Origin of the sequence: Oceanobacillus aidingensis, from assembly GCF_042654105.1 — a bacterium.
In the GTDB taxonomy this organism is placed as follows: domain Bacteria; phylum Bacillota; class Bacilli; order Bacillales; family Amphibacillaceae; genus Oceanobacillus; species Oceanobacillus oncorhynchi.
Map to the genome: position 1 here is coordinate 109547 of NZ_JBHSFT010000048.1, position 18699 is coordinate 128245.

General features: G+C 39.8%; 18 protein-coding genes and 1 other annotated feature. Of the genes, 16 read left to right on the top strand and 2 right to left on the bottom strand.

Translation table 11 applies throughout. The features are described from left to right. The first annotated feature begins 3 nt into the window (after positions 1-3). The 7 genes from ACFO3P_RS19110 to yajC all read left to right on the top strand — a co-directional run bounded on the left by ACFO3P_RS19110 (position 4) and on the right by yajC (position 5297). Positions 4-735, top strand: a complete 732-nt coding sequence (locus ACFO3P_RS19110; protein WP_042534369.1) for a YebC/PmpR family DNA-binding transcriptional regulator — start codon at positions 4-6, stop codon at positions 733-735. Between the two features lie 192 nt (positions 736-927). Next, positions 928-1539: a Holliday junction branch migration protein RuvA gene (gene ruvA / locus ACFO3P_RS19115; RefSeq protein WP_042534367.1), complete on the top strand. Its 612-nt coding sequence runs from the start codon at positions 928-930 to the stop codon at positions 1537-1539. Positions 1540-1557: 18 nt separating this feature from the next. Further along, a complete protein-coding gene (ruvB, locus tag ACFO3P_RS19120) occupies positions 1558-2565 on the top strand; it encodes a Holliday junction branch migration DNA helicase RuvB (RefSeq protein WP_042534365.1) in 1008 nt (335 codons plus the stop codon). Beyond that, positions 2565-2756, top strand: coding sequence for a DUF2905 domain-containing protein (locus tag ACFO3P_RS19125; RefSeq protein WP_042534363.1), 192 nt, complete (start codon positions 2565-2567; stop codon positions 2754-2756). The genes ruvB and ACFO3P_RS19125 overlap by 1 nt, the downstream gene beginning before the upstream one ends. A gap of 33 nt (positions 2757-2789) precedes the next feature. Further along, a complete protein-coding gene (gene queA, locus ACFO3P_RS19130; RefSeq protein ID WP_379542597.1) occupies positions 2790-3818 on the top strand; it encodes a tRNA preQ1(34) S-adenosylmethionine ribosyltransferase-isomerase QueA in 1029 nt (342 codons plus the stop codon). Positions 3819-3877: 59 nt separating this feature from the next. After that, the gene (gene tgt, locus ACFO3P_RS19135; RefSeq protein ID WP_042534359.1) at positions 3878-5017 is read left to right on the top strand and encodes a tRNA guanosine(34) transglycosylase Tgt; all 1140 of its coding nucleotides are present in this window, start codon (positions 3878-3880) and stop codon (positions 5015-5017) included. Positions 5018-5033: 16 nt separating this feature from the next. Beyond that, complete coding sequence (yajC, locus tag ACFO3P_RS19140; protein ID WP_042534357.1) at positions 5034-5297, top strand: preprotein translocase subunit YajC; 264 nt, start codon at positions 5034-5036, stop codon at positions 5295-5297. Between the two features lie 65 nt (positions 5298-5362). Here the strand turns inward: yajC and ACFO3P_RS19145 are convergent, their stop codons facing one another. Both ACFO3P_RS19145 and spoVB read right to left on the bottom strand, forming a co-directional pair. Further along, positions 5363-5746 (bottom strand): TIGR04086 family membrane protein, encoded by a 384-nt coding sequence (locus tag ACFO3P_RS19145; protein ID WP_042534355.1) that lies wholly within the window; start codon positions 5744-5746, stop codon positions 5363-5365. A gap of 100 nt (positions 5747-5846) precedes the next feature. Next, positions 5847-7397, bottom strand: coding sequence for a stage V sporulation protein B (gene spoVB / locus ACFO3P_RS19150; RefSeq protein WP_042534353.1), 1551 nt, complete (start codon positions 7395-7397; stop codon positions 5847-5849). Positions 7398-7527: 130 nt separating this feature from the next. Between spoVB and ACFO3P_RS19155 the strand changes: the two genes are divergently transcribed. The 9 genes from ACFO3P_RS19155 (at position 7528) to hisS (ending at position 18697) form a co-directional block, all read left to right on the top strand. Further along, positions 7528-7851 carry a post-transcriptional regulator gene (locus ACFO3P_RS19155; RefSeq protein ID WP_226894692.1) on the top strand — a complete coding sequence of 108 codons (324 nt, stop codon included), beginning with the start codon at positions 7528-7530 and terminating at the stop codon, positions 7849-7851. Positions 7852-7909: 58 nt separating this feature from the next. Next, the gene (secDF, locus tag ACFO3P_RS19160) at positions 7910-10162 is read left to right on the top strand and encodes a protein translocase subunit SecDF (RefSeq protein ID WP_042534351.1); all 2253 of its coding nucleotides are present in this window, start codon (positions 7910-7912) and stop codon (positions 10160-10162) included. Positions 10163-10446: 284 nt separating this feature from the next. Further along, positions 10447-10827 (top strand): LapA family protein, encoded by a 381-nt coding sequence (locus ACFO3P_RS19165; protein WP_289584811.1) that lies wholly within the window; start codon positions 10447-10449, stop codon positions 10825-10827. 89 nt (positions 10828-10916) lie between these two features. Continuing rightward, positions 10917-13226, top strand: coding sequence for a single-stranded-DNA-specific exonuclease RecJ (gene recJ, locus ACFO3P_RS19170; RefSeq protein ID WP_289584810.1), 2310 nt, complete (start codon positions 10917-10919; stop codon positions 13224-13226). After that, positions 13216-13728 carry an adenine phosphoribosyltransferase gene (locus ACFO3P_RS19175; RefSeq protein ID WP_042534345.1) on the top strand — a complete coding sequence of 171 codons (513 nt, stop codon included), beginning with the start codon at positions 13216-13218 and terminating at the stop codon, positions 13726-13728. The genes recJ and ACFO3P_RS19175 overlap by 11 nt, the downstream gene beginning before the upstream one ends. 264 nt (positions 13729-13992) lie before the next feature. Continuing rightward, positions 13993-16188, top strand: a complete 2196-nt coding sequence (locus tag ACFO3P_RS19180) for a RelA/SpoT family protein (RefSeq protein ID WP_042534343.1) — start codon at positions 13993-13995, stop codon at positions 16186-16188. A gap of 16 nt (positions 16189-16204) precedes the next feature. After that, complete coding sequence (gene dtd / locus ACFO3P_RS19185; protein ID WP_042534341.1) at positions 16205-16651, top strand: D-aminoacyl-tRNA deacylase; 447 nt, start codon at positions 16205-16207, stop codon at positions 16649-16651. Positions 16652-16733: 82 nt separating this feature from the next. Continuing rightward, on the top strand, positions 16734-16907 hold the full coding sequence (locus ACFO3P_RS19190; RefSeq protein WP_256704747.1) for a hypothetical protein: 174 nt from the start codon (positions 16734-16736) through the stop codon (positions 16905-16907). Positions 16908-17059: 152 nt separating this feature from the next. Further along, positions 17060-17281 (top strand) — a binding site (T-box leader). A 135-nt stretch (positions 17282-17416) separates the two neighbouring features. Continuing rightward, complete coding sequence (gene hisS / locus ACFO3P_RS19195; protein WP_042534339.1) at positions 17417-18697, top strand: histidine--tRNA ligase; 1281 nt, start codon at positions 17417-17419, stop codon at positions 18695-18697. Positions 18698-18699: the final 2 nt, after the last annotated feature.

An 18699-nucleotide genomic window follows, 5' to 3' on the forward strand; every position in this document is an offset into this window, starting at 1 on the left:
CTAATGGCTGGACATTCCAAATGGAAAAATATACAGAAGAGAAAAAATGCACAGGATGCAAAAAAAGGTAAAATTTTTATGAGGCATGCGAAGGATATCTATCTTGCTGCGAAAAGCGGCGGCGGAGATATGGATACCAATGCTGCTTTAAGAACAGCTGTGGATAAAGCAAAGGCTGATAATATGCCTAATGATAATATAGAGCGAAATATAAAAAAAGCAACCGGCACGCTGGATGGCGCCACCTATGAGGAAATTACCTATGAAGGCTACGGCCCCGGCGGTGTTGCGGTTATTGTAAATGTGTTAACAGATAATAAAAACCGTACTGCGGCTGAAATCAGACACGCTTTTAAGAAAAATGGCGGAAATCTTGGTGAAAATGGAAGTGTATCTTTTATGTTTGATCGTAAAGGCTACATTGTCGTTGAAAATGAAGATGATACTATCGATGAAGATACGATGACTTTAGATGCACTGGAAGCCGGTGCAGAAGATGTCAGTATAGAGGATGGAGCTTATGAAATCTATACGAGCCCCGAGGATTACCAGGATGTTGTCTCTTATTTGGAGGAGCAGTCTTATAAGTTAGCTGATGCAGAAGTCACTTTCATTCCGCAAAATTATAATTCTTTATCTCCGGAAGATGAAGAGAAGATGATGAAGTTAGTGGATGCATTAGAAGAAAGTGAAGATGTTCAAGATGTTCATCATAATCTGGAGTCGAATGAATAAACTTCTATTTATCCTAAATAGAAGTTTATTCATTGATTCTGTTTAAAGAGGATGTTCAAAAAGTCCATAAAAAATGACACGGCGGGGAAAAGATTTTTTCCTATGAACACCTACGTTCTGGCACATTATTAGACGACCTGTTCTTATTTATTGGTCTTTATGAACACGCACTTAAAATAAAGGGAGCTCAATATGATTGCATATATAAAAGGAAAGCTTACGACGATAAAAGATAATGCTGTCATTGTGGATGTACATGGGATTGGGTATGAGCTGATTTGCCCCAATCCCTACGTATTTGAACCGGAAATGAATCAGCAAGTCCAAATACATACGCATCATCATGTCAGAGAAGATGCACAAATTTTATTCGGCTTTCGGAATACAGATGAGAAATATTTATTTACGAAGCTTATTTCAGTGTCAGGCATCGGTCCTAAGGGAGCTTTGGCGATTTTAGCCGGCGTGAATATTCAAGGCTTTATTGCGGCGGTTGAAAATGAAGATGAAAAATTTTTAACAACCTTTCCAGGGGTCGGAAAAAAAACAGCGCGCCAGATTATTTTAGACTTAAAAGGAAAGCTGGTTCATGATTTTGCAATAGAAAATACAGAGGAACAGACTTCCGGAGAAGCAGCAGGCACTAGCGGGCGTGAAATTGTGTCTGAAGCATTGGATGCCTTAAAATCATTAGGCTTTACCACAAGTGAGCTGAAAAAAATCACACCGCAGCTGAAATCAGATAAGACGCTCACGAATACAGACGAGGTTATTCGCAAAGCATTTAGTCTGTTAGCAAAATAATAGAAAGGAGTGTTCCTTTTGGATGAACGTATGATTGACGGAAACCTGCATGATGAGGATGTGTCGATAGAGCAAAGTTTAAGGCCGTTACAGCTAGAGGACTACATTGGTCAGCCAAAGGTAAAAGAAAATTTAAGTATTTTTATCCAAGCAGCTAAAATGCGTGAAGAGCCGCTGGATCATGTATTGCTGTTCGGGCCGCCGGGGTTAGGTAAAACGACACTGGCTTCTATTATTGCTAATGAGATGGGTGTGCAATTCAGGTCTACTTCTGGCCCGGCAATAGAGAGAGCCGGAGATTTAGCAGCAATTCTATCTTCTTTGGAGCCTGGAGATGTATTATTTATTGATGAAGTGCATCGTCTCCCGAGATCTGTGGAAGAAGTGCTTTATCCTGCTATGGAAGACTTCTTTATTGATATTGTAATTGGGAGCGGGCCAAGTGCGCGCAGTGTCCGGATTGATTTGCCGCCTTTTACACTGGTAGGAGCAACAACACGATCTGGGCTCTTGAGTGCGCCGCTGCGTGACCGGTTTGGTGTACTCAGCCGTCTGGAATACTATGATGTGGCGGATTTACGTCAAATTGTTATGCGTACAGCCGATATATTCCATATGACGATTTCAGAAGATGCGGCTATAGAGATTGCCCGCAGATCGAGGGGAACGCCGCGTATTGCAAACCGTTTATTAAAAAGAGTACGTGATATTTCACAGGTAAAAGGAGAAACAGAAATTAGCTTTGAAACGACCAGACAGGCTTTAAAAATGCTGCAGGTGGATGACGCCGGTTTGGATCATATTGATCATAAATTGTTAACGGAGATTATAGAAGGCTTTAATGGCGGGCCAGTCGGGCTGGATACCATTGCGGCAACGATTGGTGAAGAATCGCAGACGATTGAAGAAGTATATGAGCCGTATCTGCTTCAATTAGGTTTTATCCAGCGTACACCCAGAGGGAGAAAAGTAACACCCAAAGCCTATGAACATTTTGGAATACCAATGATAAATGGGGAAGAGTAATGGGTAAATTATTTATTATTGCTGGAATCGTGCTAATTATCATCGGCTTGATTTGGACCTTTATCGGGAGGCTGCCGGGTGATTTTACGTTTCAAAAAGGAAATATGACCTTTCATTTTCCGTTAATGACTTCTATTCTTGTTAGTGTCATATTAACGCTGATTTTATTTATTATCAGCAGATTTAGATAGGTTTTAATGATAAGAGGAAAGTAAGGGATGGACATGAATATTGAAGATTTTGATTTTGATCTGCCTGAAGAATTAATTGCGCAGACACCGCTGAAGGATCGGACTGCATCGAGGCTTTGTGTGCTGGATAAACAGACAGGCCGAATACAGCATCAGCATTTTTCAGATATAATAGATTACCTTCAAACTGGAGATTGCCTTGTTTTGAATGATACAAAGGTGTTGCCTGCCCGCCTGTATGGTGTAAAAGAAGATACAGGTGCGAAGCTGGAGGTTCTTTTACTGCATCAGGAAGAAGGCGACAGTTGGGAAGTGTTAGTAAAGCCGGCGAAAAAAGTAAAAAAAGGGACAGTCATTGATTTTGGAGATGGGCTGTTAAAGGCTGTTTGCACAGGCACGAAAGAACATGGCGGACGTACAGTCGAATTTTCTTACCAGGGTATTTTTTATGAAATATTAGATGAACTTGGAGAAATGCCATTGCCGCCATATATTAAGGAGCAGCTTTCTGAAAAAGACCGTTATCAGACGGTTTACGCAAAAGAAAAAGGATCTGCTGCTGCTCCGACTGCCGGTCTTCATTTTACCGATGCATTATTACAGCAGATAAGGGAAAAAGGCGTCCAGATTATTTTTATTACGCTTCATGTTGGTTTGGGGACATTTCGGCCGGTAAGTGTTGATTCTGTTGAAGAGCATACGATGCATAGTGAATTTTACCGTATGTCCGAAGAAGCGGCTGACGCTTTGAATCAAGCCAAAGCAGAGGGCAGAAGGATTATTTCAGTAGGAACCACCTCCACTCGGACACTGGAAACAATTGCCCGGGATTATGATGGTTCCTTTGCAGAAACGAGCGGCTGGACAGATATTTTTATTTATCCGCCATATCAATATCAGGCGATTGATGGATTAATTACAAATTTCCACCTTCCCAAATCAACACTTATTATGCTTGTAAGTGCTCTGGCCGGGAAAGATGAGGTGCTTCATGCATATCATGAGGCTGTAAAAGAACGTTATCGTTTCTTCAGTTTTGGAGATGCGATGCTAATTATCTAGCCTAACGAGGTATAAATACGTTATGATATGTTTAGGCTGAAGAAAAGGGAAGATAAATGATGACACCGATAACGTATGAATTAATAAAGACAGATAAACAGACAGGGGCAAGACTTGGCCGTGTCCATACACCGCATGGCTCGTTTGATACGCCTACTTTTATGCCGGTGGGGACACTAGCAACAGTAAAAACAATGAGTCCGGAAGAATTGCATTCGATGCAGGCAAATATTATCTTATCGAATACCTATCATTTATGGCTGCGCCCCGGAGAAGATATTATTGAAGAGGCTGGCGGCCTGCATAAGTTTATGAACTGGGATAAAGCCATTTTAACAGATTCAGGCGGTTTTCAAGTGTTCAGCTTAAGCGATATGCGTCAAATCGAAGAGAAAGGTGTACACTTCCGAAATCATTTAAATGGAGAGAAGCTGTTTCTTTCACCTGAAAAAGCAATGCATATTCAAAATGCATTGGGATCAGATATTATGATGGCATTTGATGAGTGTCCTCCGTATCCGGCGACCTATGATTATATGAAGTCATCTGTTGAACGGACCTCTCGATGGGCAGAGCGCTGCCTGGAGGCGCATAAGCGTCCGGATACCCAAGGTCTTTTTGGTATCGTTCAGGGCGGTGAATATGAAGAATTACGAAAACTAAGCGCTCAAGATTTAGTTTCTCTTGATTTTCCCGGCTATGCAATTGGCGGATTATCTGTTGGGGAGCCAAAAGATGTGATGAATCATGTCTTGGAATTTACTACACCTCTATTGCCGTCGAATAAGCCAAGATATTTAATGGGAGTCGGTTCCCCGGATGCACTGATAGATGGGGCGATTCGTGGCGTAGATATGTTTGATTGTGTTCTGCCGACCCGGATTGCCAGAAATGGAACGTGCATGACTTCAAACGGCCGATTAGTAGTTCGGAATGCGAAATATGCACGTGATTTTTCACCGATAGATGAGCATTGCGACTGTCATGTTTGTAAGAATTATACAAGAGCTTACATCCGACATTTAATAAAATGCAATGAAACATTCGGATTCCGACTTACGACTTATCATAACCTGCATTTTCTGTTAAAATTAATGGAGCAAGTCCGAACTGCTATAAAAGATGATCGACTTGGTGATTTCAAAGAGGAATTCTTTGAACAATATGGATTGAATCAAGAGAATCCAAAGAACTTTTAGGAAGGAGTTGGAACATATGGAAATGGTTACACCTATTTTATGGATCGTACTTATGTTTGCTATTTTTTATTTCTTACTTATTCGTCCGCAGCAAAAGCGTCAGAAGCAAGTAAGAGAAATGCAAGATAGCCTGCAAAAAGGTAATGAAATCATAACAATCGGTGGATTACATGCGAAAATCCATGCGATTGACGAAGGCACCATTGTGTTAATTACTGAAGAAGGTACAAAATTAACATATGACCGTTCAGCAATCAGAGAAGTAAAACAAAACGCATAATCAATGAAAAAAGCTAATGAGTAACATTCATTAGCTTTTTTTTATGGATTACTATCGTTTACGAATCAATTTTCTTCAGCCGGACTTGAAAAGTTAACCCCGATAATCCCGCCTAATATGGCTGCAATCAGATAAAACCCGTGATACATTGCTTGTGTCCATGTAAAACCCTGCTGGTAGCCGAGAAATTGCACCAGAAAAACAAATCCGGTAAATCCTAAACCAACCAGTACTCCTAAAAGCCAACCCTTTGCTTTTCCTTTTAAACCAGTAATTATTCCGCAGGTGAATAAAATAACCAGACCAATGACAAAGGTTGCCCATGATAAAGTTGATTCTGTCATGTCCACGAATTTTAATAACAAGCCCAATGCAAAGCTCGTGAGAAAAAGTAAAACGAATAATATAATCCAACCGTAGAGTAAGGATGTCCATTGAATTTTTACCATTGATTCATCTCCTCTGAGTTTGTCCCTTAATTAAATTTATGCCCGGACATTTTATTTAGAAGAAATATTTATAGGAGAATGACAGATAAATTCTCTAAATTTATTTCTTTTTAGAGAAAAACGGCAGCTGTCTTAATTCTTCTTTTCGAATAAATCGTAATAGAATCAGCAATATCATATAAATTAGAGCAATAATGATGAGCAGCAGGATAAACGAGATTAAAGTTGTATCGGCTGTGTAAAATTGGTTTTTTATATAAAACGTCAGCAGGAAAGTAGTTCCGCATAAAATAATCATGCGGATAATCTCCTTCCAGGCAGGAAAATAATTTATTTCCTTTTTTAATACCATAATATGGAGAAAAGTAACGAGAACAACATTTGCGCAGATAGCGATTGCTGCTCCTTGGATTCCTAAATTGGAACTGGTTGCCAGCAGTATCATCGCTCCGAATTTTAAAATGACTCCAATCAATGAGTTCCACATTGCCGGCCGGGCTAAATCAAGTGCTTGCAGTGCTGCCTGCAATGGGGCTTGAATATATAAAAATAAGAAAAAAGGTGCCATAATAATCAACAACGGGGCAGCGGAATCCGAACGATACATAAGATTTAGCAGATCAGCAGCGAATAAAGTCATTACAATGGTGGCTAATGCCCCTGAAGCAAAGGAAATTCGGATGGATTGGTGAATACGGCTATGAATCAGTTCCTTTTGGTTCTTGGCAGCAGCTTCCGAAATAGAAGGAACAAGTGCTATTGACAGGGAGCTTGTTATAAAAGTCGGTAAAAATAATAAAGGCATGGTATAGCCCATTAATTCTCCGTATTGTTTCGTTGCAACAGCTGTAGTTACTCCAGCCAGCGCAAGAGATTGGACAATAATGATTGGGTCGAGAAAATTAGAAATCGAACCAATCATTCTGTTCCCCAGGGTAGGCATAGAAATAGATAATAGTTCTTTTGCGGTTTCTTTTCCGGATAAAACTGTTTCTGTAAAGTGTTTGCGTATTTTCAGCTTTCTTTTTTGACGAAATTTTCGAATCATGTATAAGAGAGAAGCGAATTCACCAATAATAATACTGAACATAGCGCCTGCCGCTGCATATTCCACCCCGTAAGGTAAAAGGATATATATGAATATACCGACGAAGGCAATCCGTACAACTTGTTCAAGAACTTGTGCGATACTTTGCGGCTTCATATTCTGTTTTCCCTGGAAATATCCCCTTAATACTGCGGAGACAGCAGCTATAGGGATAATCGGGCTAATCACCACTAGAGGAAGCAGTACACGTTTGTCCGTGAATAAGGTATCCGATAAAATGGGTGCTGCGAGAATCAAGATGACAGTAAACAGGATACTTGCACTTAAAGTTATCGCAAGGGAGACGGCAACGATTTGTTTTATTTTTTTCGAATCATTTTGAGCATCTGCTTCGGCTACACGCTTGGAAATAGCCACAGGAAGACCGAATTGCGTCAGCGTCATTACCAGAAATAAGGTAGGCAAAGCCATCATATAGAGACCGACACCTTCTTCACCCATAAAGCGTGCGACGACCATACGGTTAATGAAGCCCATAAAACGGGTCAGCATCCCGGCGATAATTAGAATCAATGCTCCTTGGATAAAGGATTGTTTTGTCATTTGTGTTGCCCCGCCTTCTCAAAAAAATAAATTTGATATACAATGATATATATGCTGTATAATGGACAAACCATGACAGTTGAATAAAAAAGTCGTACAATAAGAAAGTACTTCATGGTGATTAACAAGGATGCTTAAGAAGAAATGGTGGGATGAAATGGACAGCCGACATGTAGACACATGGAAAGAAATGATTTATCCGGCACTGAAAAGCAAACAAGAAGAATTAGAAATGCTAGGTTATGAACAAGCGACTCCAGAGGGCGTGTGGAAGTGTCTTTGTGTAAAAATCTGGAACGGAGAACCGGAAAAAAGGTTACATGAAATCGTTCAAGATATTTTTCATTTGAAATCATCTGTTTATTTAAGCTATTTAACGATTCAATCCTATGAAAATGATGATTTAGCCGCTTCAATCGAAGCACTTATAGGCAATTCACCAGATAACGGGTAAATAATACTCGTTTGAACACGTATGAAATGGTTGATATATGAAGGAGGAAGTGCAAACGATGAAAAAAAGAGGCAGAATCGTTGCCTTTTTTCTTGTCATCGCAATTTTGGCAGGAGTAATTGGAACAACGTTTAGTAATCTGGCAAGCAATGTGAACCTTGGCTTGGATCTGCAGGGAGGCTTTGAGGTTTTATATGAAGTAGAGCCTGTTGAAGATGGTCAGGAGATTTCAAGTAGTTTACTGGAAGGGACGGTCCAGACGCTGAATGACCGGGTGAACCGACTGGGAATAAGTGAAGCGGTTATCGATATAGAAGGAGATGACCGGATTCGAGTGCAGCTTGCAGGTGTTGACAACCAAGCTGAAGCAAGAGAATTGCTGTCTACATCCGCACAATTGTCTTTCAGGGATGTTGATGATGAAGAGTACCTTGATGGATCTGATATTGTAGAAGGAAGCGCCAGTCAGGATTATAATCCGAATACCAATGCGCCGATTGTTACCTTGCAATTACAAGATGCATCTAAGTTCGGTGAAGTAACCGAAGAAATTAGCCAAATGACAGATAACCGTTTAGTAATCTGGATGGATTATCAGGAAGGTGAGGATTCTTTTTCAGAAGAGGTGACGAAAGAAGATCCTAAATTTGTCTCTGCGCCGGCAGTAAGCGAGCCCATTCATTCTCGTGATGTCATGATTGAAGGAGACTTTACGGTAGAGTCGGCTCAGCAAATGGCAGATATCATTAATTCTGGTTCACTGGATGTACATATGAATGAAATTTTCTCTACATCTGTAGGTGCACAATTCGGCGAACAGGCATTAAATGAGACAGTTATTGCAGGACTGATTGGGATTGCTTTAATCGTTCTTTATCTCTGTGTAGTTTATCGCTTCAGCGGGATTATTGCTTCCATTAATTTGGCTGTATATGTATTCTTAGTTGTATTGATTTTTGAATTACTGAATGGCGTATTGACATTGCCGGGAATAGCAGCCCTGATTCTGGGAGTAGGAATGGCAGTTGATGCGAACGTTATTACGTTTGAACGTATTAAAGAAGAGCTGCGTGCCGGCAAGTCGGTGAAAGCTGCCTTTCAATCTGGAAATAAAAGCTCTTTTGTAACGATTTTAGACGCTAACATAACAACCTTAATTGCAGCTGCTGTGTTATTTATATTTGGGACAAGTTCTGTTAAAGGCTTTGCAACGATGCTGATTATCAGTATTTTAGTCAGCTTTATCACTGCAGTATTTGGCACAAGGGGACTTCTGGCTTTATGGGTCCAAAGCGGCTTCTTGAAAAAAAGAAAGACATGGCTTGGTGTCAATAAGAATCAAATCAAAGATATTGCAGAGGGCGAAGAAGCAGAGCCGACCGTTTTAGGAAAACAGGTTAACTTTACAAATCATCGCAGGAAGTTCTTTGCTGTAAGCTTAATACTTGTAATTATTGGAGCTCTCGTTATTGGCATCTTTCGAATTAATCCGGGTGTTGATTTTACAAGCGGCTCGCGAATAGAAGTAGTAGCTGACCAAAGCTTGACAGAAGAAGAAATAGAATCGGAATTTGCAACGCTTGGTTATGAAGTCAGCTCCGTGAATTTATCAGGTGAAAATAACGATATCGGAGTTGTCCGGTTTGACACGGTTCTTGACGAAGGGGAAGTGGATACCGTACAGCAGCACTTCCTGGAAATCTATGATCATGAGCCTAGTGTGAGTGTTGTATCACCAATTGTCGGTCAGGAGCTTGTGAAAAATGCAATCTATGCAGTTGCTATCGCATCCATATTTATTGTTGCGTACATTGCCATACGTTTTGAATTCTTCTTTGGGGTTACAGCAATTATTGCCCTCTTGCATGATGTCCTGTTTATGCTGATGGCTTTCAGTATCACGCAAATTGAATTTGATGTCACCATTGTAGCGGCAATTCTGACGATTATCGGTTATTCCTTGAATAATACGCTCGTTATTTTTGACCGAATCAGGGAAAACATTCGTCAGGAGAAAAGAGTCAAATCCTTTAAGAAGCTTGCAGAAATTGTGAATAAGAGTATTGTTCAATCATTTATCCGAACAATGAATACATCGATCACTACTATTATTGCTGTTGTTGCGTTCCTAGTACTTGGAGCTGCGTCTATATGGGCTTTTGCTTTCGCTCTCTTAATTGGATTGATTGCCGGAACTTACTCTTCTCTATTCCTTGCTTCCCATATCTGGTTAGTATGGAGAGGCAGAAAAGTGAAGGATAAGCCGGTAGACTTTAGAAAGAAAGAACGAGTGGAAGGACCGCAAGTATAAATACCTTAGAGTGCGTATTCAAAAAGCCCGAAGTACGGACACTCACTATGTCATGTGTATTGGATTTTTTGAATATCCTCTTTAAATAAAATGGATAAGAGCGATGAAAAAGAGAGCTTTCAACATGGTAATATGGTAATGTATTCGAATACGTCTGATCACGGACCTTGCCGGGTACAGTATCATTTGCAATATGGAAGCTCTCTTTTTTCATTAATATGCTTAAAATGATTCCTTATCGGGTAATAAACAGGTAGTAAATATTTTTTAATGGAGGAAGTTTTATGAATGCACAAGTTTATGTCATACTCGCAATTATATTTGTAATTATTATTGCCGTTTTTGCTGTAATCAATGTGGACCCTGTTGCAGTGAACTATTTATTTTGGACACAGGAGTCTCCTTTAATTCTGGTTATTCTTTTTTCTGTATTAATGGGAGGATTGATTACTGCAGCAGTAGGAGCTATCAGACTATACAGAGCACATCAAGAAGTGAAAAAACTCCGCACAGAAAATGAGCGTCTTAAAAAGCGCATGGCAGCAAATGGAATGACGGATGAACTGGATAATGAAAATGGCAGAAACGATAAAAAAGATTACCAAGAATCCCGAAAAGAAATGCGTGTGGAAAGAAGAAATGCGAAAAGAACAGATAAAGAATAATCTGTTTAATCAATTTAATTCATAATCAGAGAAATCTATTTGATGCCCCTGGCTTACTTTAGTATAATAACTAGGTCAGGGGTGAATTTATGCTATCAAGTAAAGCGAATTGGAAATATATAGATAATCCTCCTGTAGAGGAGAGAGAGTCGCTCGACATTGCGATGTCACCTATTGTAAAAGATTTATTTTTACAAAGAGGAATTACGACAACAGAAGAAGCAAAACAATTTATGCAGCCCGATCTCAACCATTTGATTGATCCATTTTGTTTAAACGGTATGGAAAAAGCCGTAAAGCGAATCAAAGAAGCGGTAGATAATAACGAAAAAATAGTTGTATACGGAGATTATGATGCGGATGGAGTAAGTTCTACGGTTGTTTTGCTGCACGCATTGAATAAAATTGGTGCAGTTTATGAATATTATATCCCGAATCGGTTTACAGAAGGATATGGTCCCAATGAAGCTGCCTTCAGGCAGCTTCATCAAGCTGGATTTGGATTAATTATAACGGTCGATACCGGGATTGCTTCAATTCGTGAAGCCGAAGTAGCAAAGGAGCTCGGGTTGGATTTAATTATTACAGACCACCATGAGCCCCAAGCGGAGATACCGGATTGTTATACCATTATTCATCCGAAGCTGTCTGAAGCGTATCCGTTTAAAGAACTGGCAGGTGTTGGTGTTTCTTTAAAATTAGCACATGCTCTTCTCGGAGAACTGCCTGTGGAGGTGCTTCCTTATGCAGCGATAGGTACGATAGCTGATCTGGTCCCGCTGGTGTCTGAAAATCGAATTTTAGCTGCATTTGGTCTAAAAGAATTGCAACGCACAAATTATGTTGGCTTGAAAGCATTAAAACAAGTATGTCAGCTGGAAGAAACCATAACCGAAGAAGATGTAGGCTTTCGCATTGGACCGCGTATAAACGCTGTAGGAAGACTGGGTGATGCTGATCTGGCTGTTGATCTTCTGCTGGAAGAGGACGCGGAAATTGCTCTGGAAATGGCGAATGAATTGAATCACATAAATGAACAGCGTAAGAAAATAGTTCAGGATATTGTAGATGAAGCAATGGACATGGTTCAAACAGATAAGCGGATTATTATTGTAGCTAAAGAAGGCTGGAATGAGGGCGTATTAGGGATAGTTGCTTCAAAATTAGTTCAAAAATATGATCGGCCGGCGATTGTGCTTGCGAAAAAGCCGGAACAGGGAATTGTAAAAGGGTCAGCCAGAAGTATTCCTGCATTTGATTTATTCGAGGGCTGTATGACAGTCAGAGATTTGTTCACACACTTTGGCGGACATGCCCAAGCAGCGGGGATGACATTACCTGCTGAAAATCTAGAGCCGTTAGAAACTGCTTTAAATAAGCTGCTTTTTGAAAATTTATCAGAAGAAGATTTTAAGCAGGAATTATATATTAATGCTATATTAGATATGGAAGATATCAATGTTTCTCTTATCGAGGAGATAGGAAAGCTTTCTCCGTTTGGTATGGGCAACTCAAAGCCGTTATTTGAGATAAAGGAGATACCAAAGGAAGTCCGTCAAATCGGAAGCAGAAAGAATCACTTGAAAATGCAATTTGCTTCTTCCAATGCCCAAATAGATACAGTAGGTTTTGGATTTGGAGAGCTGAAAGAAGCTATTTCGCCATACACTAAAGTATCCGTTGCCGGCGAGCTTTCTGTTAATGAGTGGAATGGGAGAAGGAATGCGCAAATAATGCTGGAAGATTTAAAAATTACGGAACGGCAGCTCTTTGACTTTCGCGGAAAAAAAGCAGAGCAATTGCTTTCTGAAACGGTGAAAGAAGTTTTTGTTTGCGGAGAGCCTCTCCGGTTGAGAGAGCATCAGGAGACATTTACCTATAAAGAGGCGCTTTCTAAGAAACTTGATGCTTATCAGACCATTGGTTTTACTGCGTTGCCGGCTTCATTAGATGATATGAAGAAGATTATTCGGCAGGTGAATCCTGAAAATATTGTCATCGCGATACGTCAGGTGCCAAATCAATATCCATTTCAATTCCCTTCCCGGAAAGAATTTGTAGACTATTATAGCTTGATTAAACAGCATAAGAAGTTTCAGATTAAAGAGATGCAGAAAGCGATTGAACAGCACCGGGGCTGGAATAAAGCAAAAGTAATGTTTATGTCGGAAGTTTTTGCAGATTTAGGTTTTGCAGAGAAAAAGGATGGATGGCTCCGTTATGCGGAATCAGGGAATAAAAAGGATTTATCCGAATCCGAAATTTATCAATCCTGCATGAAACAAAAAGAAGCAGAAAATATACTTATCTATTCGAATTATCAAGATTTAAAAAAATGGTTTGAAGCTTGTATGGACACGCCCAACAACCTGAAGGAGGAAGCAGTATATGGATTATAAAGAATATATTGAGATTGTGGAGAACTGGCCGAAAGAAGGTGTCCGGTTTAAAGATATTACGCCTTTGATGGCTAATGGACCAGCTTACAAATCGTCTGTCGATGAAATTGTAGAATATGCAAAAGAAAAAGAAATTGATGTGGTTGTAGGTCCGGAAGCAAGAGGATTTATCGTAGGATGTCCGGTTTCCTATGCCTTAGAAATTGGGTTTGCTCCTGTTCGCAAAGAAGGCAAGCTGCCGCGGGAAGTAATTAAAGTTGATTACGGTCTGGAGTACGGAGAGAATGTATTAACTATTCATAAGGATGCAATTAAGCCTGGACAGCGTGTATTAATTACAGATGATCTTTTAGCTACAGGCGGTACCATCGAAGCAACGATTAATTTAGTTGAACAGCTTGGCGGAATTGTTGCGGGGTGCGCTTTCCTGGTGGAGTTAAGTTATCTGGACGGCAAGGATAAGCTGGAAGGCTACGATGTACTTACCATCATGACCTATTAAAAGCTATGGAAAAAAGAGTCAAAACAGATTCTGATACTGTGTTGACTCTTTTTGTATAGATTAATTTATCCGTATATATTAGGTTTTAGTTGGACAGACATATAAAAAAAGTCTTATAATAGTAATTATTATCGAATAATGTATTTAAATCGAAGAAATGTAAGAGATTTTAATTCAAAAGATGGCTTCAAGCTCTAAAATACTTGTTGCTATTTTTATTTTTATACAATTTATTGAATACTGAAGGTAAATAAAGGTGATTACATGGCAAAAGATGAAAATGTCAACATTACAGATATTGTAGAAAAAGTAAAAGAGTATTTATCTGATGACGATGTTGCTTTAATTGAACATGCATATGAATTTGCAAAAGAAGCTCATAAAGATCAATTTCGCAAATCTGGTGAGCCGTATATCATTCATCCGGTACAGGTCGCAGGGATACTGGCTGAATTATTAATGGATGCAGAAACAATTTCAGCAGGCTTTCTTCATGACGTAATCGAGGATACTGACGTCACATTTGAACAGATGGAAGAAGAATTCAATCATGAGATAGCTGCGCTTGTAGATGGGGTAACGAAGCTTGGGAAAATCCGCTATGAAACAAAAGAGGCCCAGCAAGCAGAAAACCACCGAAAAATGTTCGTGGCGATGGCGAGGGATATTCGTGTTATCATGATTAAGCTTGCCGACAGATTGCATAATATGAGAACGTTAAAGCATCTGCCGCCAGAAAAGCAAAGGCGTATTTCCAATGAAACGCTGGAAATTTTTGCTCCGCTTGCCCACCGCCTGGGAATATCAACAATAAAGTGGGAGCTGGAGGATACGGCATTACGTTATCTTAATCCACAGCAATATTATCGTATTGTTCAGTTAATGAAGCAAAAACGGGAGGAAAGAGAAACTTATATCCAGGAGGTTATTGCTGACCTCTCCCAGGAATTTGAAGCTGTAAATATTAAAGCAGAGATGTCCGGGCGTCCGAAGCATCTATACAGCATTTATCAAAAGATGGTCAATCAGAAAAAGCAATTTAACGAAATATATGATCTTCTTGCTGTCCGTATTTTAGTTGATAATATTAAAGATTGTTATGCTGTTTTAGGTATTATCCATACAAATTGGAAGCCGATGCCCGGAAGATTTAAGGATTATATCGCGATGCCGAAGCAAAATCTGTATCAATCCCTGCATACAACAGTTATTGGACCAAAGGGCGACCCGCTGGAGGTGCAGATTCGTACCAAGGAAATGCATGATATTGCCGAATACGGGATTGCTGCGCACTGGGCCTATAAGGAAGGAAAGCAAGCAAAAGGAAAAAGCTCTTTTGAGGAAAAATTGTCATGGTTCCGGGAGATTCTGGAGTGGCAAAGTGAAACACATGATGCAGAGGAATTTATGGAATCGCTGAAGATTGATTTGTTTTCAGATATGGTTTATGTTTTCACACCAAAAGGCGAGGTAATTGAGCTGCCGTCTGGATCCATCCCAATTGATTTTGCATACAAGATTCATACTGAAATCGGTAATAAAACCATTGGAGCGAAAATCAATGGGAAAATGGAACCTTTGGATTACGAGTTGCAAAATGGAGATATCGTGGATGTGATGACTTCGAAGCATTCCTATGGACCATCGCAGGATTGGCTGAAAATGGTTCAAACCTCACAGGCTAAAAGTAAGATAAAGCAGTTTTTCAAAAAACAGCAGCGTGATGAGAATATTGTCAAAGGAAAAGAAGCTGTGGAAAAAGAAATTCGCGCCTTTGATATTGAGCCTAAAGAAGTATTGACTCCAGATAATCTGCAGCGTGTATTCGATAAGTTTAATTTTACAAACGAAGAAGATATGTATGCTGCTGTCGGCTATCAAGGAATTACCGCAGCGCTGATAGCAACCCGTTTAACAGAACGAATTCGTCATTTGAGAGAAGCAGATCAGGATTTAGAGACAAAAATAGAAGAAGTAAAAACCAATAAAGCAAAACCATCCTCTAAGAAGGATTCGGGTATTGAAGTGGCAGGAGTAAATAATTTACTTGTCCGGATTGCAAAATGCTGTAATCCAGTTCCCGGTGATGATATTTTAGGGTATATTACAAAAGGCAGAGGAGTGTCTGTTCATCGTGCGGATTGTCCGAATGTACAAACCGAAGAAGCGAGGCAGCGCTATATCGATGTAAAATGGAAAACCCAATACGCGGAACGAAAGCAATATCATGTAGACCTGGAAATTACAGGATATGATCGCCGCGGTCTGCTTAATGAAGTATTGCAGGCGGTCAACGAAACAAAAACAAATATCACACATGTGAATGGCAGGTCTGATCGTAATAAAATGGCAGTAATCCAATTAACTATTTTAATCCACAATACGAATCACTTGAAAAAAGTAGTTGATCGAATAAAGCAAATACAGGAAGTATATACCGTAACAAGAACAGTTCAATAAGGAGCGTTTGTTTTTTATGAAGGTAGTATTACAACGGGTGAAAGAAGCTTCTGTCACCGTCCGGGAAGAGAAAATAAGTGAAATACAAAAAGGATTTTTGCTGCTTGTTGGTATTACTCACGAAGACACAGAGGAAGACGTAAAATATCTCGTAAATAAGATTGTTCACCTGCGTGTCTTTGAAGATGAGAATGAAAAAATGAACCGTTCGATTAAAGATGTAGACGGGGGTATATTATCTGTATCGCAATTTACATTGTACGGAGACACTAAAAAAGGCAGACGACCAAGCTTTATCAAAGCAGCAAAGCCGGCCGAAGCAGAAGCATTGTATAATACATTTAATCAAGCATTACGTACAGAAGGCGTCATAACAGAAACAGGAGAATTTGGCGCAATGATGGATGTCCAGCTGGTAAATGACGGACCTGTTACATTGATTTTAGACAGCAAAGACAGATAAAAACGATTAAAGAATAAGATTCTTGTTTTGTGGAGATGCTATAAAAACTTAAAGAGGCCGAATCAAAAGGAGAAATGAAGTTATGCATCGACACACAAAACAACGCAATGCCAATAATTATTCTGAATTGATGATGACAGATTTCCATCATTTTATGAAAATGGAAAAATCATCAACCTATTTAGAAATAGCAACGGAGCTTGGAATTTCCATTCAGGAAGTAAAGCAATTGAAAAAAAGCTTAGGTCGTTCTTGACATTGTGAGCAACTAACCTTATTATTATAATCATTCCACTTCCACAAGTGTTTTCAGCGGGACGAGTAACCTCAGTCCCAGGATGTGGTGTAGCTTCTGCGTTGTCCACAGGGCGTGGGCGGTATTAGTAGAAGTTCCTTAAAATTAAATGATAAAAACCATTGAAGGAAAAAGTAATGTAAGTACAGATAGCAAGAGAGTAGTTGTCAAAGGCTGGAAGCAACTATCTATACGACTTATATGAAAGACATTCTGGAGGAGTTATATCGAAATAGATGAGTAGATATAAACGTGTTGCAGGCGTTAACTGATAAAGGTGGATATCATTCAGATATCAACTAGGGTGGCAACGCGGGTAAAAACCCGTCCCTTATTTTTTATAAGGGACGGGTTTTTTGTATTGTCCAATAAAAATATGGGGCAGCCGTCAAACGTTGCTTGTTATCATTTTCGCTAACCAGAAAATTACTTTCATCCGTGTTCTGTATATTCGCAAAGGAGGAAATAAAATGGCTATGAAGGCTCCAAGAGGAACAGTGGATATTTTGCCGGAAGATACGGCGAAATGGCAGTATGTTGAAAACAAAATTAAAGAAATTTGTGAAGCCTATTACTATCACGAAATACGCACGCCGATTTTCGAGCACACAGAAGTATTTCAGCGTGGGGTGGGAGATTCTACGGATATTGTACAAAAGGAAATGTATACTTTTGAAGATCGCGGAGGAAGAAGTCTGACCCTCCGTCCAGAAGGCACAGCTGCTGTAGCCCGTGCTTTTGTAGAAAATAAGTTATTTGGCAGTCCCAATTTACCGGAGAAGCTTTATTATTTCGGCTCGATGTTCCGTTATGAACGGCCGCAAAAAGGAAGAATGCGTCAACTAAATCAATTTGGCGTCGAAGCAATGGGAAGTGAAGATCCTGCAATTGACGCAGAAGTGATTGACCTGGCAATGCATATTTATCGCAGCTTAGGCTTGAAATCTTTGAAGCTGGTGATTAACTCATTAGGCGATAAAGAAAGTCGTCAAGCTCATCGTGACGCACTGGTGACTCATTTTGATCCATATCGTGAGGAACTTTGCTCCGACTGCCAATCACGATTAGATAACAATCCATTACGTGTATTGGATTGCAAGAAGGATCGTGATCATCCAGCAATGAAAACTGCGCCATCCATCTTGACCTATTTAAATGAAAAATCACAGGCTTATTTTGAGCAAGTGAAAGCTTATTTGGATGCAATGGATATTTCTTATACCGTAGACCCTAATTTGGTTCGCGGTCTAGATTACTATAATCACACTGCATTCGAAATCATGAGTGAAGCAGATGGATTTGGGGCAATCACAACACTGGCCGGCGGCGGCAGATATGATGGATTAATCAATGAATTTGGCGGACCTAACACTCCAGGTATCGGTTTTGGGATGGGATTAGAGCGCTTGTTAATGGCTCTTCAGGTAGAAAATATAGAAATCCCCGTAGATACAAAGTTAGACTGCTTTGTAGCAGGTTTTGGCTCTGAAAAGGTACGTACAGAGGCTGTGAAAGCTGTTCATCAGCTACGTATGGCCGGTATCCAGGCAGACACAGATTACCAGCACCGCAAAATGAAAGGCCAGCTTAAAGCAGCAGACCGGTTAAAAGCTAGATTTGTGATTTTCTTAGGCGATGATGAACTTGAAAAACAAATCGTAACCATTAAAAATATGGAATCCGGGGACCAAAAGGAAGTTCCGATGAAGGATATTGTTAGCGAATTTAAAGTGTTATTGGAGGAGAGCTAAAA